12 protein-coding genes are annotated in these 14,633 nt (G+C 39.4%); 9 read left to right on the forward strand and 3 right to left on the reverse strand.

Annotated elements, in window-relative coordinates; all coding sequences use genetic code 11:
- Positions 1 to 30: 30 nt before the first annotated feature.
- The 4 genes from DES39_RS08565 (at position 31) to fabR (ending at position 4,621) form a co-directional block, all read left to right on the forward strand.
- A complete protein-coding gene (locus tag DES39_RS08565; RefSeq protein ID WP_121145367.1) occupies positions 31 to 1,254 on the forward strand; it encodes an argininosuccinate synthase in 1,224 nt (407 codons plus the stop codon).
- A gap of 217 nt (positions 1,255 to 1,471) precedes the next feature.
- Positions 1,472 to 2,857: an argininosuccinate lyase gene (argH, locus tag DES39_RS08570; RefSeq protein ID WP_121145368.1), complete on the forward strand. Its 1,386-nt coding sequence runs from the start codon at positions 1,472 to 1,474 to the stop codon at positions 2,855 to 2,857.
- Positions 2,858 to 3,028: 171 nt separating this feature from the next.
- Positions 3,029 to 3,952 (forward strand): DNA-binding transcriptional regulator OxyR, encoded by a 924-nt coding sequence (gene oxyR, locus DES39_RS08575; RefSeq protein WP_121145369.1) that lies wholly within the window; start codon positions 3,029 to 3,031, stop codon positions 3,950 to 3,952.
- Positions 3,953 to 3,964: 12 nt separating this feature from the next.
- On the forward strand, positions 3,965 to 4,621 hold the full coding sequence (gene fabR / locus DES39_RS08580) for an HTH-type transcriptional repressor FabR (RefSeq protein WP_121145370.1): 657 nt from the start codon (positions 3,965 to 3,967) through the stop codon (positions 4,619 to 4,621).
- A 111-nt stretch (positions 4,622 to 4,732) separates the two neighbouring features.
- Here fabR and ppa read toward each other — a convergent pair whose 3' ends face one another.
- Entirely contained in the window at positions 4,733 to 5,260 is a 528-nt protein-coding gene (ppa, locus tag DES39_RS08585) for an inorganic diphosphatase (RefSeq protein WP_121145371.1), read from the reverse strand.
- Between the two features lie 60 nt (positions 5,261 to 5,320).
- Entirely contained in the window at positions 5,321 to 5,845 is a 525-nt protein-coding gene (gene yjgA, locus DES39_RS08590; protein WP_121145372.1) for a ribosome biogenesis factor YjgA, read from the reverse strand.
- Between the two features lie 209 nt (positions 5,846 to 6,054).
- Here yjgA and pmbA point away from each other — a divergent pair, with 209 nt between their 5' ends.
- The 5 genes from pmbA (at position 6,055) to DES39_RS08615 (ending at position 12,530) form a co-directional block, all read left to right on the forward strand.
- Positions 6,055 to 7,413: a metalloprotease PmbA gene (gene pmbA / locus DES39_RS08595; protein ID WP_425463989.1), complete on the forward strand. Its 1,359-nt coding sequence runs from the start codon at positions 6,055 to 6,057 to the stop codon at positions 7,411 to 7,413.
- Between the two features lie 10 nt (positions 7,414 to 7,423).
- Entirely contained in the window at positions 7,424 to 9,169 is a 1,746-nt protein-coding gene (locus DES39_RS08600) for a SulP family inorganic anion transporter (protein ID WP_121145374.1), read from the forward strand.
- Complete coding sequence (locus DES39_RS08605; protein WP_170143377.1) at positions 9,147 to 10,346, forward strand: CinA family nicotinamide mononucleotide deamidase-related protein; 1,200 nt, start codon at positions 9,147 to 9,149, stop codon at positions 10,344 to 10,346. The genes DES39_RS08600 and DES39_RS08605 overlap by 23 nt, the downstream gene beginning before the upstream one ends.
- Positions 10,347 to 10,477: 131 nt before the next feature.
- Positions 10,478 to 11,737 (forward strand): putative DNA modification/repair radical SAM protein, encoded by a 1,260-nt coding sequence (locus DES39_RS08610; RefSeq protein ID WP_121145376.1) that lies wholly within the window; start codon positions 10,478 to 10,480, stop codon positions 11,735 to 11,737.
- Between the two features lie 7 nt (positions 11,738 to 11,744).
- On the forward strand, positions 11,745 to 12,530 hold the full coding sequence (locus DES39_RS08615) for a TIGR03915 family putative DNA repair protein (RefSeq protein ID WP_121145377.1): 786 nt from the start codon (positions 11,745 to 11,747) through the stop codon (positions 12,528 to 12,530).
- 14 nt (positions 12,531 to 12,544) lie between these two features.
- On the opposite strand, the gene recG is transcribed toward DES39_RS08615, so the two are convergent.
- Positions 12,545 to 14,632, reverse strand: coding sequence for an ATP-dependent DNA helicase RecG (recG, locus tag DES39_RS08620; protein ID WP_121145378.1), 2,088 nt, complete (start codon positions 14,630 to 14,632; stop codon positions 12,545 to 12,547).
- Between the last annotated feature and the right edge of the window lies 1 nt (position 14,633).

Raw genomic sequence — 14,633 nt, forward strand, 5'->3', positions numbered from 1 at the left:
TAAAGTGCATAAATACATAAAGGGTATAACATGAAACAAAGTGGAATCAAAAAAGTCGTTTTAGCCTACTCGGGTGGTTTGGATACATCAGCAATTATTCCTTGGCTTAAAGAAAACTATGTTGGTTGCGAAGTGTATGCATTTGTTGCCAATGTTGGACAAGATCCCAATGAGCTGATTGATGTTGAGAAGAAAGCAAAAGCTTCTGGCGCGGTTGCTTGTCGTATTGTTGATTTGCGTGAAGAATTTGTTAAAGATTATGTTTATCCTGTACTAAAAACAGGGGCGCTTTATGAAGGCACTTACTATTTAGGTACCTCAATGGCTCGTCCTATTATTGCTAAGGCACAAGTTGAATATGCCCTTGAAGTCGGTGCGGATGCACTTTGCCATGGTGCAACGGGTAAAGGTAATGATCAAGTGCGTTTTGAAACCACTTATACGGCACTTGCACCGCAGTTAAAAGTGATTGCACCTTGGCGCGAATGGGATCTTCGTTCGCGTGAAGCGTTGATTGATTATCTTAAGCAGCGTAATATTCCAACGACGGCAACCATCGAAAAAATTTATAGCCGTGATGAAAATGCTTGGCATATTTCAACCGAGGGCGGGGTACTTGAAAGTACTTGGAATCAAGCTAATGTGGATTGCTGGGCTTGGACTGTATCACCAGAAGATGCGCCAAATGAAGCTGAACTCGTCACAATTGGTATCGAGAAAGGTGAAGTGGTTTCCGTCAATGGCAAGGTTCTCTCTCCTTATAACTGTGTTGCTACGCTCAATCAAATTGGTGCTAAGCATGGAGTTGGCCGTGTTGATATTATCGAAAATCGCCTTGTTGGGATTAAATCCCGCGGCTGTTATGAAACACCCGGTGGCACAATCATGATGACGGCATTACGTGGACTTGAGCAGCTAGTGCTTGATCGTGATAGCTTTAAATGGCGTGAGCAATTAGGTTTGGAAATGGCTTATGTTGTTTACGACGGTCGTTGGTTTGCACCTTATCGTCGTTCATTACAAGCGTCAGCTGAAGTGTTAGCTGAAGATATGAATGGTGAAGTGGTCGTTAAACTCTATAAAGGTAATGCCAGCGCGATTCAGAAAAAATCACTAAATAGTTTATATAATGAAGATTTTGCAACATTTGGTGAAGATGACGTGTATGATCATAGTCATGCTGGCGGCTTTATTCGTTTATTCTCACTATCTTCTCGTATTCGGGCATTAAATAGTGAAGCAAATAAAAAATAGCCGATAAATTTGCACTCAGATAATACAGTTCATTTTAGTGCAACAAAAACTTAATTCGGTATAGCAATTAATAAGGCGATGTAATAGTTGCCTTTGTTTATTTTATCGAGATCATTGAAATGGATCGATTGAACCGAATCATTGTAAGCAATGCGTACATAGACAGTCATACGCGATAGATAATAACATTTAGATTAAATAAGAGATTGAGGTAATTATGGCATTATGGGGTGGGCGTTTTAGCCAAGCAGCAGATCAGCGTTTTAAATATTTTAATGATTCGCTGCGTTTTGACTATCGTTTAGCTGAGCAAGATATTATTGGCTCAATTGGATGGTCCAAATCATTAGTCACTGTTAATGTCTTATCTATCGATGAACAAAAACGTTTAGAAAGTGCGTTGAATGAATTACTCGTATCTGTACGCGATAATCCTGAACAAATTTTACAAAGTGATGCCGAAGATATTCATAGTTGGGTCGAACAAAAACTGATTGAAAAAGTCGGGGATTTAGGTAAAAAGTTGCACACTGGACGCAGCCGTAATGATCAAGTGGCTACGGATCTCAAGTTATGGTGTAAAGATGAAATTGCGGTATTGCTACAAGCTATCGGTCACTTACAGTTGCGACTTGTTGATACCGCTGAGCATTATCAAGATACAGTTATGCCAGGCTATACGCATTTACAACGTGCGCAGCCCGTTACCTTCGCACATTGGTGTCTGGCCTATTTTGAAATGTTAGCACGCGATAAAAGCCGTCTACAGTCAACATTAGCGCGTCTTGATGTTTGTCCTTTAGGTTCTGGAGCTTTAGCAGGCACTGCTTATCCAATTGACCGTGATGAGTTAGCGCAAAACTTAGGTTTTGTCTGTGCAACTAATAACAGCTTAGATTCCGTATCAGATCGGGATCATGTGATGGAACTGTTATCGAACGCCGCGATGGGGATGAATCATCTATCACGTTTTGCTGAAGATTTAATTATTTTCAATAGTGGTGAAGCCAATTTTGTAGAATTGTCTGATAAAGTGACCTCAGGCTCCTCATTAATGCCACAGAAAAAAAATCCCGATGCTTTAGAGCTTATTCGGGGTAAATCGGGCCGAGTGATGGGGGCATTGACTGGCGCAATGATAACTTTTAAAGGTTTGCCTCTTGCTTATAATAAAGATATGCAAGAAGATAAAGAAGGGCTATTTGATGCACTAAGTACATGGCATGAGTGTTTAGACATGGCGCATTTGGTATTAGAAGATATCCAACTCAATAAACAAGTTTGCCTGCAGGCGGCGAAGCAAGGTTATTCAAATGCGACAGAGTTAGCAGACTATTTAGTGGCGAAAGGCGTGCCATTTAGAGAAGCACACCACATTGTTGGCGAAGTTGTGGTTGCAGCTATTAGCGAGCAAAAAGCTTTAGAGGAGCTATCGATTGATCAATTTAAACAATTTAGTCAGGTGATTGAGCAAGATGTTTATACTATTTTATCGATAGAATCGTGTTTAAATAAACGCAGTGCTAAAGGCGGTGTCTCACCAGAGCAAGTTTCAATGGCGATAAAGCAAGCTAAAGATAGTTTAAATAATTTGACTAAATAAGACTGTTGTAATTAAAAACTTCTTTATAATATAGGTAATTAGCAGTTAATTTATACCGTTCAATCATGTATAATATTAGATAAATATAATGATGTAGTTATAAAAATACGTTATAATTTATAACTAATTGTATGTTCACTTTATAACAAACAGGTTCATTGAGGGCAGATTATGAATATTCGCGATCTAGAATATTTTGTTGCATTAGCTGATTACCGTCATTTTCGTAAAGCAGCAGAGTCGTGTAATGTTAGTCAACCAACGTTGAGTGGGCAAATTCGCAAGTTAGAAGATGAACTTGGCGTGATGTTACTTGAACGAACAAGTCGCAAAGTTTTATTTACGCAAACGGGATTAATGTTAGTTGAACAGGCGCAAGAAATTTTACGCAATGTTCAAATTTTCAAAGAAATGGCGTGTAAGCAAGGTGAGGATATGTCTGGCCCGATACATATTGGGTTAATTCCAACACTTGCTCCTTATTTATTACCTCATATCGTCACGTTATTACATGATACCTACCCATCATTAGAATTATATTTACACGAAGCACAAACGCATGTGCTCGTCTCTCAGCTAGAACAAGGCCGACTGGATTGTGTGATTTTAGCAAAAGTTAAAGAAGCTAGCCCATTTATAGAATTGCCGCTATTTGATGAAGAGATGGTGATTGCTATGCCAGAAAGTAATCCACTATGCAAAAATAACGTTATTGACTTATCTACCTTAGGTGGCGAAAAATTCTTAATGCTTGAAGACGGTCACTGCTTACGCGATCACGCTATGGGATACTGCTTTAGTGCCGGTATCGATGAGGATAAACGTTTTAAAGCAACCAGTCTTGAAACATTGCGTAGCATGATTTCTGCTGGGCGCGGTATTACTTTATTTCCAGAATTGGCCGCACCAAACGAAAGAATTCGGGATAATATTTGTTATATTCCGTGTATTAATCCGACGCCCGTACGTACGATTGAATTAATTTATCGACCAGGTTCGCCATTGCGCGCGCGTTATGAGCAATTAGCCAAAAAAATTAGTGCACATATGCCAAAAGTATTTGTGAAGAAGAAGAAGTTATTGCAGGTAGGTTAAAAATCCATTGTAATGAAAAATACTAAATACTGTCAGTCATCTGGTGTTAGGGCTATTCAAAAAGAGCGTACGAGGCGTTCTTTAATTGACGCGGCATTTAATCAGTTAAATGCCGAGCAAGGGTTTGCGAGTTTAAGCTTACGAGAAGTCGCGCGAGAAGCTGGTATTGCACCGACCTCGTTTTATCGTCATTTTCGTGATATGGGTGAACTGGGTTTAGCAATGGTTGATGAAAGTGGTCTCACTTTGCGTCAGTTAATGCGTCAAGCGCGTAAGCGAATCGAGAAAGGCGGGAGTGTAATACAAACTTCCGTGACTACTTTTATTGAATTTATTGAAAATAATCCTAAAATTTTTTTACTGCTATTGCGCGAAAAAGCAGGGACCTCCGCGGAGTTTCGTTCGGCAATCGCACGCGAAATTCAGCATTTTATTGTTGAGCTTGCAGATTATCTTGATAATGCTAACGATATGCCACAGCGCTATAATGAAGCGCAAGCAGAGGCAATGGTGACGTTAGTATTTAATTCGGGTGCAGAGGCGATTGATTTCGAACCCGAACAGAAGCAAAGATTGATTGATAAACTTATTTTTCAGTTACGTATGTTATCGAGAGGAGCGTATTATCTTTATCATCGAGAACTGCTCAAAAAACAAAACATACAATAATCCGATTTGAATTTAAAATAATTATTCACATAACGATTGATATCGCTGCTGCACTTTAATACTTAGAATCAAAACATTCACATGGCATTAAAGTGAGCATTGATCTAGGTATTACTTTTTAGCGCGGTCAAATGACTCTAGGATCTCTTGGCGTGCTGCTTGTGCATTATCCCAGCCATCGACTTTAACCCATTTACCTGCTTCAAGATCTTTGTAGTGTTCAAAGAAATGTTTGATTTGTGCTTTTAAGAGTTCAGGTAAATCATTAACGTCTTTAATATGATCATACTCTTTCGAGAGTTTAGTGTGTGGTACGGCAACTAATTTTGCATCTTGTCCTGACTCATCTGTCATTTTTAATACACCAACGGGACGACAACGAATAACCGAACCTGGTTGGAGTGGGTATGGTGTTGGGACTAATACATCAACCGGATCACCATCTAATGATAAGGTATGGTTAATATAGCCATAGTTACATGGATAAAACATGGCGGTTGACATGAAGCGATCGACGAATAGCGCACCAGATTCTTTATCAACTTCATACTTAATTGGATCGGCATTAGCTGGAATTTCGATTACAACATAAATATCATCAGGTAATGATTTACCTGCAGGTACATTTAATAGTCCCATATATTCTTCCCTCAAATTTAACACGTGTGTGCGTTTAAAAAAGTTTTTCTATTATAAAGATTATTCAATTTCACTCAATTCTTTTAAGTACTGAAAAATCTGTCTTGCTGATTTGGGTGCTTTATTTTCTTCAAGCTCTTTTTTGGCAAGTCTAGCTAAGTTACGCAGTTGCTGGCGATCAGCAATTGGATAAAGGGCTAAAATCGGTTCAGCATCACCAGTCTTAATGAGTTCATCACGTAATTTTTCAACGCGATGAAATAAGGCGATTTGCTGATTATGACGATTTTTTAGTTTATCGAGTGCTTGCGTTATCGGCTCAATATCACGGCTACGTAACAGCTTGCCGATGTATTGAATTTGGCGACGATATCCCTCTTTTTTGATCTTTTGTGCTAGTTCAATTGCGCGCGCTAAACTCTCATCTAATGGAATCTTTTCTAGCTCATTTTTACTGAGTTCAACTAATTCAACACCCAGTTTTTTCAAGGCTTCGGCGTCACGTTTAATTTCACTTTTACTGACGTAGATGATTTCATCATCGTCATCAATTATGTGGTTATTTTCATTTTCAAATGGTGTCATAAGCTGTCTTTAAATAAATATTATTAAAAAATATACAACTGATAAATCTAATTTGGGGTATTATAGCGTATCGTTTAGGTAAAAACAGAAATTAAATAGTATTTATAAGATATTTAGCATAATTTTCATGTCATTATAGACTCAGTCTTACTATTTCTATCACTTCAAATTAGTGCGAGTCGCGTATTAGGGTATTTTCAATGCACACAATACAAATAAAAGAAGAATCATATCAAGAACAAAAGTATCTTGAATCTGTTATCGCTGATGCAATTAGTATGGCGAAAAAGAAGGTTGATGCGGTTGAAGTCGCGATTAATAAATCCACCGGCATTAATGTCAGTACGCGTTTAGGTGAAACAGAAAATATTGAATTTAATAGTGATGGTGTACTGGGCATTACGGTATATCAAAATCATAAAAAAGGCAATGCATCGACTAATGATCTTTCGCCTAAAGCCATAGAACAAACGATTAATATGGCGATTGAGATAATGAAATATACTTCTGCAGATCCTTATTCAGGTCTAGGGGATCGATCGCAAATGGCGTTTGAATGCCCTGATTTAGATCTTTTCCATCCTAGTGATTTCAATGTTGATCAAGCGATTAGGCAGGCGGCACAAGCAGAAGACGCCGCGTTAGCGTGCGCTGAAATTAGCAAAAGTGATGGCGGTCATTTTAATAGCCATTACGGTATTCGGGTGTATGGTAATAGTGAAGGTATGCTGCAAGGGTACCGAGCGAGTAACCATTCTTTATCGTGCTGTGTGATTGGCGAGCGTCATGGTCAGATGGAACGTAACTATGCTTATACGGCGTCTCGTGATATTAATGCATTAGATTCAGCTCAATCGATAGGCTTAAAAGCGGCTAAAAAAACGGTAGCGCATTTGGGTGCTCAGCAAGTTGCGACGATGAAGGTACCGGTGCTATTTAGCCCAGAAGTTGCAACTGGACTAATTGGTCATTTAGCTTCGGCGATTAGTGGCGGCGCAATTTATAAAAAATCCTCATTCTTATTAGACAAAGTGGGTGAGCTTATTTTGCCTGACTGGCTGACAATCAAAGAGTTACCCCATATATTGAAAGGTGTTGGTTCTGCGCCATTTGATAGTGATGGTATTTTAACGATGAATAAAGATATTATTACGGCAGGCGTGTTGCAAACCTATCTTCTTAGCAGCTATTCTGCTAAAAAACTGTCGACGGCTGATAAACCATTAAAAAGCACCGGTAATGCGGGTGGTATTCACAACTGGCGTTTACAATCTTCTAATGGCGCTGCTGATTTTGCATCATTAGTGAAAATGATGGATAAAGGCATTATTGTCACATCATTGATGGGACAAGGGGTGAATTTAGTCACAGGCGATTATTCTCGAGGTGCCAATGGTTTTTGGGTCGAAAATGGCGAAATTCAGTATCCGATTAATGAATTTACGATAGCGGGCAACCTCAGTGATATTTATCGTAATATTGTGACAATTGGTAGTGATATTGAGCTAAAAACCAATATTCAATGTGGCTCAATATTAGTCGAACAAATGAGCATTGCAGGAAAATAAGTGATTTAGTATGGAACAGATTCAAAACCGATTATTTTTTCAAAAATTATTTAAATGGATACCTGGGCTTGAAAATTTTTTCAATTATCGTAAAGAGTACTTAAGTTACGATATTCGAGCGGGTTTGTCTGTTGCGGCTGTTGCTTTACCTGTTTCAATAGCTTACGCTGAATTAACCGGTGTTGGTGCAATTGCAGGTCTTTATTCTACGATCTTACCATTGATTGCTTATGCGTTATTTGGTTCTTCCAAGCAGCTCATTGTCGGACCTGATACGGCAACGTGTGCGGTAGTTGCCGCTGTTGTCATGCCTTTAGCGCTTGATAATCCAGTGTTAAGATGGCAATTAGTGATTATCATGACGATTATGATCGGTATATGGTGTTTGATTGCAGGTAAACTTCGCCTTGGGGCATTAGCTGACCTACTTAGTCGACCTATTTTAATCGGTTTATTAAACGGCATATCAATTACCATTATTGTTGATCAATTTGCTAAAGTTTGTGGTTTTAATTACGACTATGCCAATTTATTTCAACGCGTAATTTATATACCGTTTAAAATACCAGATATGCACATTGTCACTGTGATTATTTCCATTGTGACACTACTTTTATTAATTACGATCAAAAAATTTCGTCCGCGCTGGCCTGCACCATTAATTGTCGTGGTTTTAATGACAATTGCTTCGTGGCTAATTGGTTTTGATCAATATCACGTCAAAATTATTGGTCAATTTAGCAATGAAATGATCCCATTTTCGTCATGGGTGGATTTTGATCCCGGACTGATGAGTGAATTAGTGGTACCTTCAGTTAACATTGCAGTTATCTGTTTTGTCAGCATGATGATAACCGTACGTAGCTTTGCTGCTAAAAATAATTATGATACTGATGCTGATACTGAGTTTAAAGCGCTCGGTATTGCAAACATTGTTGCAGGCTTATCAAATGGATTTGTTGTAAGTGGCACATCATCACGAACGGCGGTAAATGATGTTAATAGCGGAAAAACCCAGCTCGTGTCAATTATTGCCGCGGGCACAATCGCATTAGTGGTATTCTTTTTATTATCACCATTACAGTATATTCCAACCGCTGTACTTGGGATCATTTTAATTTATTCTTCTTGGTCTTTAATTGATATCCACTCTATCGCTCGATTTTTTAAACTGAATCGCGATGCTTTTTATCTGAGTCTTGTGACTTTTATTGCCGTTTTACTGATTGGGATCATTCCCGGCATGGCTTTATCGGTTTTACTGGGGTTATTTTTATTTTTAAGAACCGTGTTTAGACCATCTGATCAATTATTGGGTGTTGATGGTGATGGACGAATTCATTCATTAAGTAATAACGTCACACCCATTGATAATGTTATTATGTACCGTTTTAATTCGCCACTGACTTATTTTAATATTGCTTACTTTAAAAAACGTTTAGTGTCACTCGTGGATGAATCCCATCATCAAGTCAACTATGTGATTGTCGATGCGATTCCTTGTTTTACTTACCAAGATGTCAGTGTATTACTCGGTATTGAAGAGTTGGTTAAAGCATTGAAAGTACGCAATACCATTTTAATTCTTGCCGGACGGCGTAAAACCTTAAAACGTTGGTTTAAAGATATGAATATTCATATGGATAAAGCGTATATTGAATTTGCCTATGATCTTTATTTTGCCGTTAAGTCAGTACAAAGTAAGGAACATATGGCTGATTTGGAGGATGCAGATGAGTCGAACAATGAAAATTGAGATGGTGAGTACCGGTGATGAAGTTCTGTATGGGCAGATAACAGACACTAATGCGGCCTGGTTATCTGACTTTTTATTTCAGCAAGGTTTTTTAGTTTCATCACGGTTTACGGTTGGCGATGATCTGACGCAATTAATTCATACACTACAAACACGTAGTAAAGAGAACGATATTCTAATTGTCAATGGTGGACTTGGACCAACTAGTGATGACTTGACTGCTTTAGCGGCGGCTAAGGCAAATAATGATGAGCTTATCTTGCATCAAGAATGGGTTGCCAAGATGGAGCAATATTTTGCATGTCGTGGTAATAATATGTCACCGAAAAATTTAAAGCAGGCTATGTTACCTGCCAGTGCCACATTAGTGGATAACTCGGTTGGCACTGCGTGTGGATTTAGAATGGTGATGAATGGCTGCCACCTATTTTTTACGCCAGGCGTGCCATTTGAATTTCAAGAGATGGTTAAGACGCAGATTCTACCAGAGATTCGTCAATTATTTCCAGATGTTGATAAACCACTTTGTTACCGATTGACTACAATGGGTCGCAGTGAAAGTGATTTAGCTAGTGAGATCGAGCAAAGGTTATCCATCCCAGCAAATATTAATGTAGGTTATCGCTCAGCGATGCCAATTATTGAATTAAAATTGACCGCGAGGCAGTCATTACAAGCGCAAATGAATTCACTATGGGCAGAATTAGCTTCGCTAGTGAGCGATAATTTGCTTTATGAAGGTACGATAGGTCTGGCGCGACTCGTTTCAACATTATTAAAGCAGCAGTCGCTGCAGCTGCTTGTCCTGACTGATAAATTAGCGGCAGCGGTTGTTTCTCAGTTATATGATGCCGATGCACCACTTATCAAAGCGGAAATATTCGGCGATAACGATCCGCTTAATGCTCAAATCTTAACCTGGCAAATGCATTATCCACATGCGATCATACTTAGTCTAACGGGCTTTAGTGCTGAAGAACCCATATTTACGTTACAACTCATCACACCTAAACAAGCATACCATTACACCTTGAAGTATACCGGTCGAATTCATAATAATCAGATTCAGCAGGAGATATTTTCCGCCGTTGGACTTGATGCTCTCAGACGTTATTTAACGCAGCAGCCATTAGTGGGGCCAAATATTTGGCTAGACGTTATCGAAGCGGGTAAATAGCTTAACGATTCGTACAATCTTCTAGTCTAATGCTAATTATTGTATTTTTTTATCTTATAGTTTGTTTTAGGTGACTTTTGTTTGTTGATTTAATATACTGTTGTTATATACAGTATATTGGAGTTGAGATGATGAAAGATAGCACCATGAATAAACTCGAAATTCTAGCTGAATCGGCTAAATACGATGTCTCTTGTGCATCAAGCGGAACAACACGTAAGAACGCGCACGGTGGTATTGGTAGTGCGAATGGCTGGGGAATTTGCCATAGCTATACGGCCGATGGGCGATGTGTTTCATTATTAAAAATAATGCTTACAAACTTTTGTTTATACGACTGTGCTTATTGCATTAATCGTCGCAGTAATGATATTCGGCGAGCGGCATTTTCGCCTAAAGAACTGACTGAACTCACTATTGAATTTTATCGTCGTAACTATATTGAAGGGTTGTTTTTAAGCTCAGGCATTATCAAGAACGCTGATCATACTATGGAAAGGATGCTCAGAGTTGTTAAAGATTTACGTACAGTTCATCAATTTAATGGTTATATCCATATGAAAGCCATCCCAGGCGCTAGCAGTGAATTGATCTATCAAGCCGGGCTTTATGCTGATAGGTTAAGTGTCAACCTTGAAATTGCAACAGAGTCAAATTTACAACGCTTGGCGCCTGAAAAAGATCATCAGAGTATTTATTTACCAATGCGCCATATTCAGCAGCATTTAATGGAAAATAAAGATGCCCGTAAAAAATATCGCCATGCCCCGCAGTTTGCATCGGCAGGGCAGAGCACGCAAATTATTGTGGGCGCAACGGATGAAACGGATCACCAGATTTTGGCATTGAGCGCTAAATTATATAAACGGCCAAGTATGAAACGCGTCTATTATTCAGGGTTTATTCCGGTAAATGGTTATGACAAACGTCTACCGGTGGTCAAAGATGTGCCCCGTATGCGTGAAAATCGGCTTTATCAGGCTGATTGGTTACTGCGTTTTTACCATTTTGATGTGAATGAGATTGTTAATGATCAGCACCAAGATCTCGACTTAGATATGGATCCTAAATTAAGCTGGGCAATACGTAACCCACAGTTTTTCCCTGTTGATATCAACCGTGCGAGTTATGAACAGATATTGCGCGTTCCAGGAATTGGCATTAAATCGGCAAAATTAATCGTATCTGCACGTAAGCACAGTAAGCTCAATCTTGATGTTTTAAAACGAATCGGTGTTGTACTAAAAAGAGCTCGGTTTTTTATTGTATGCAGTGAGATGCGATCATTTAAATTCGTGCAGTCATCGGAGGCGTTTATTCGTTTATCCCTGCAAGAAGCCCCAGCCTTGGGAGCAATACCCCAACAACAACTATCAATGTCATTAGAGTAGATATGTTATGATTATTTTTCGTTATGATGACAGTTTTGAAGGCTTACTTTCTGCGGTATTTGATGCTTTTACCTTAAAACAATGGCCACAGCAGATACTCGGACCTGATGAGGTGCAACCATTACTGAGCGAACACGTGCATCAAGTTGAAACAACTCAAGAGAAATATTACCGCGTAAGCCAAGCGATGGAAAAACGGCTGTCGCCAGTTGTGTTAAAGCAATTGACCTATGTTTGGTTCTCACAGCAGATAGAGCGAGCAACGCTAATATTCAACTATCTCTGTAAGGTGTTTAAAAGTCGACAAGATATTACAACTAATTACGCTGATGCTGATATTTTAGCAATTCGTAAGTTAGCCAAAAAAGTCTCGCATGAACGGCATTATTTAATGATGTTTGTTCGTTTCAACGCGATAGATAATCACGGCGATAAAGTCTATTTTGCAACAGTGACACCAAGGTACGATACCTTACCACTGACGGTCGATTTTTTTCAAGATCGCTTTGCCGATCAAAAATGGGCAATTTTTGATACGAACAGACGTTATGGTTATGTTTATGATTTAAAGCAAAGGCATATGATGGAGATTGACGAACAAAGTGATCTTATTTGTGACGGCCATATTAATGATATTTATCTTGGTGAAAATGAAAAACAATTTCAAAAAATGTGGTATCGATATTGTCAAGCATTAACCATTAAAGAACGGATTAATCCAAAGTTACAACGGCAGTTGATGCCGGTGCGTTTTTGGCAACATTTGCCGGAAACATGGCATGATAGTCACTAACTTATTTTATGGTATTACGCGTTAATATATTTGGTTTTAGCCGGTAGCCAGCTGTTAACTAGGCTAATGACTGAAGCTGGATGATTGGCAAGCATGTCGATAGAGACGGATTGTATTAGACGGATTAAATGTTGATCGCGCATTAGATCAACGACTTTAAAGTCAGCGATACCAACTTGCCTTGTACCCAATATTTCACCGCCACCACGAATTTCGAGATCTTTTTGCGCAATAACAAACCCATCATTACTGTCACGCATGACATTTAAACGCGCTTTGGTAACTTTGCTAAGTGGCGTTTGATACATCAGCACGCAGTGTGATGCCTCGCTACCCCGTCCGACCCGTCCGCGTAATTGATGCAGTTGTGATAGCCCAAGGCGCTCAGCATTTTCAATCACCATTAAACTTGCATTAGGTACATCGACGCCGACTTCAATAACGGTTGTGGCAACGAGTAATTGAATGAGACCTTGTTTAAAATTTTGCATGACTGCTTGTTTTTGCGACGGTTTCATCTTGCCGTGTATTAAGCCAACGTGCACCGTCGGTAATAAAGCTTGTAGTTCTTCATAAGCCACTTCTGCGGCCTGAGCTGCAAGTATGTCTGATTCCTCAACTAATGTGCATACCCAGTACACTTGCTTACCAGATAAACATGCCTGCTCGATACGTTCAATTACTTCATAACGACGAGTATTAGGTAATACCACGGTGGTAATTGGTGTTCGGCCCGGTGGTAATTCATCGATTGTTGAGACATCCAGATCGGCATAGACCGTCATCGCAAGGGTTCTTGGTATTGGCGTTGCAGTCATGATCAATTGATGTGGATGAATATTGTCCTTTATGCCTTTTTCCCATAATGTTAAGCGCTGATCAACACCAAAACGGTGCTGTTCATCAATAATCACTAAGCCTAAATGAGCAAATTTAACTTGTTCAACAAAGACAGCATGTGTACCAATTAATATATCAGTTTGCCCTGCGGCCACCGCTTCGTAGCATTCTCGTTTCTTTTTAGCGGTTAATTTGCCGGAAAGCAGATTAACACTTAAGCCCAAAGGTTCGAACCAATGGCTAAAATTAATCGCATGTTGCTCGGCTAAGATTTCAGTTGGTGCCATGAGCACAACTTGTTTTTGATTTTCTAAGGCACCAAGCGCAGCAAGTGCTGCAACGAGCGTTTTGCCAGATCCCACATCACCTTGTACTAATCGCATCATCGGGATATGTTTGGCCATATCTTGCCAAATTTCTTGCACAACGCGTTGCTGCGCATTGGTGGGTGAAAAGGGTAGTGCCTGTAAAAATGGCTTAATATAGTCATTAGTCACCACACATGGCGTAGCTTGTTGACTTTGGTTATGCGATTTAGTGATTTGCATACTTAAATGATAGGCTAAAAGCTCTTCGAAAATAAGCCGTTTTTTAGCTGGATGTTCGGCAAGTTCAAGCTGAGTAATATCAACATCCAAAGGAGGCTGATGAACAATCGTTAATGATTCTTCAACACTGGGTAGAGCTTTAATAAATGCCGCAGGAATGAGCTCTGCCGATGGATTACGATTGAGCAAAGCCAGCGCCAAATGAATAAATTTGCGCAGCATGGTTTGTGTTAATCCAAAGGTTGTTGCATAAATGGGTGTGTAGCGTTCACTTTGACTATCATCAAAAGACTGTGCCGCTTCACGAATCTGTATTTGCGGGTGAATCATCTCATAATAGGTTTTACTGGCTTTAACTTCACCATAAGCTTTGATCCATTTGCCCATCGCCATGCTTTGTTTCATGGTAGGATAAAAGTTCATAAAACGCAGCTGAATAATACCGGTTTCATCTTTGACGGTACAAATCAGCATCCGTCTTTTAGCTTGTATCAATTCTGTTTTAATAATTTGGCCTTCAATCGTCGTATGTTCGCCAATCGATAACTGGGCAATCTGTTTTGAAGTTGAGCGATCCTCGTAGCGCATAGGCAGATGCAAAAGTAGATCGCGAATGGTATAAATACCCAAATGATTAAATTTTTTGGCTAGTGCGTCACCAAGCCCTGGTAAGTGACTGATTGTAAGGTGGCTCAGTAATCGTTTATAGGACATA

Origin of the sequence: Orbus hercynius (assembly GCF_003634275.1) — a bacterium.
Lineage (GTDB): Bacteria > Pseudomonadota > Gammaproteobacteria > Enterobacterales > Orbaceae > Orbus > Orbus hercynius.

Excerpts from the sequence above, each read along its gene's own strand:
- DES39_RS08565 (WP_121145367.1), top strand. The coding sequence starts at position 31 with ATGAAACAAAGTGGAATCAAAAAAGTCGTTTTAGCCTACTCGGGTGGT.
- argH (WP_121145368.1), top strand. The coding sequence starts at position 1,472 with ATGGCATTATGGGGTGGGCGTTTTAGCCAAGCAGCAGATCAGCGTTTT.
- oxyR (WP_121145369.1), top strand. The coding sequence starts at position 3,029 with ATGAATATTCGCGATCTAGAATATTTTGTTGCATTAGCTGATTACCGT.
- fabR (WP_121145370.1), top strand. The coding sequence starts at position 3,965 with ATGAAAAATACTAAATACTGTCAGTCATCTGGTGTTAGGGCTATTCAA.
- ppa (WP_121145371.1), bottom strand. The coding sequence starts at position 5,260 with ATGGGACTATTAAATGTACCTGCAGGTAAATCATTACCTGATGATATT.
- yjgA (WP_121145372.1), bottom strand. The coding sequence starts at position 5,845 with ATGACACCATTTGAAAATGAAAATAACCACATAATTGATGACGATGAT.
- DES39_RS08600 (WP_121145374.1), top strand. The coding sequence starts at position 7,424 with ATGGAACAGATTCAAAACCGATTATTTTTTCAAAAATTATTTAAATGG.
- DES39_RS08605 (WP_170143377.1), top strand. The coding sequence starts at position 9,147 with ATGAGTCGAACAATGAAAATTGAGATGGTGAGTACCGGTGATGAAGTT.
- DES39_RS08610 (WP_121145376.1), top strand. The coding sequence starts at position 10,478 with ATGAAAGATAGCACCATGAATAAACTCGAAATTCTAGCTGAATCGGCT.
- DES39_RS08615 (WP_121145377.1), top strand. The coding sequence starts at position 11,745 with ATGATTATTTTTCGTTATGATGACAGTTTTGAAGGCTTACTTTCTGCG.
- recG (WP_121145378.1), bottom strand. The coding sequence starts at position 14,632 with ATGTCCTATAAACGATTACTGAGCCACCTTACAATCAGTCACTTACCA.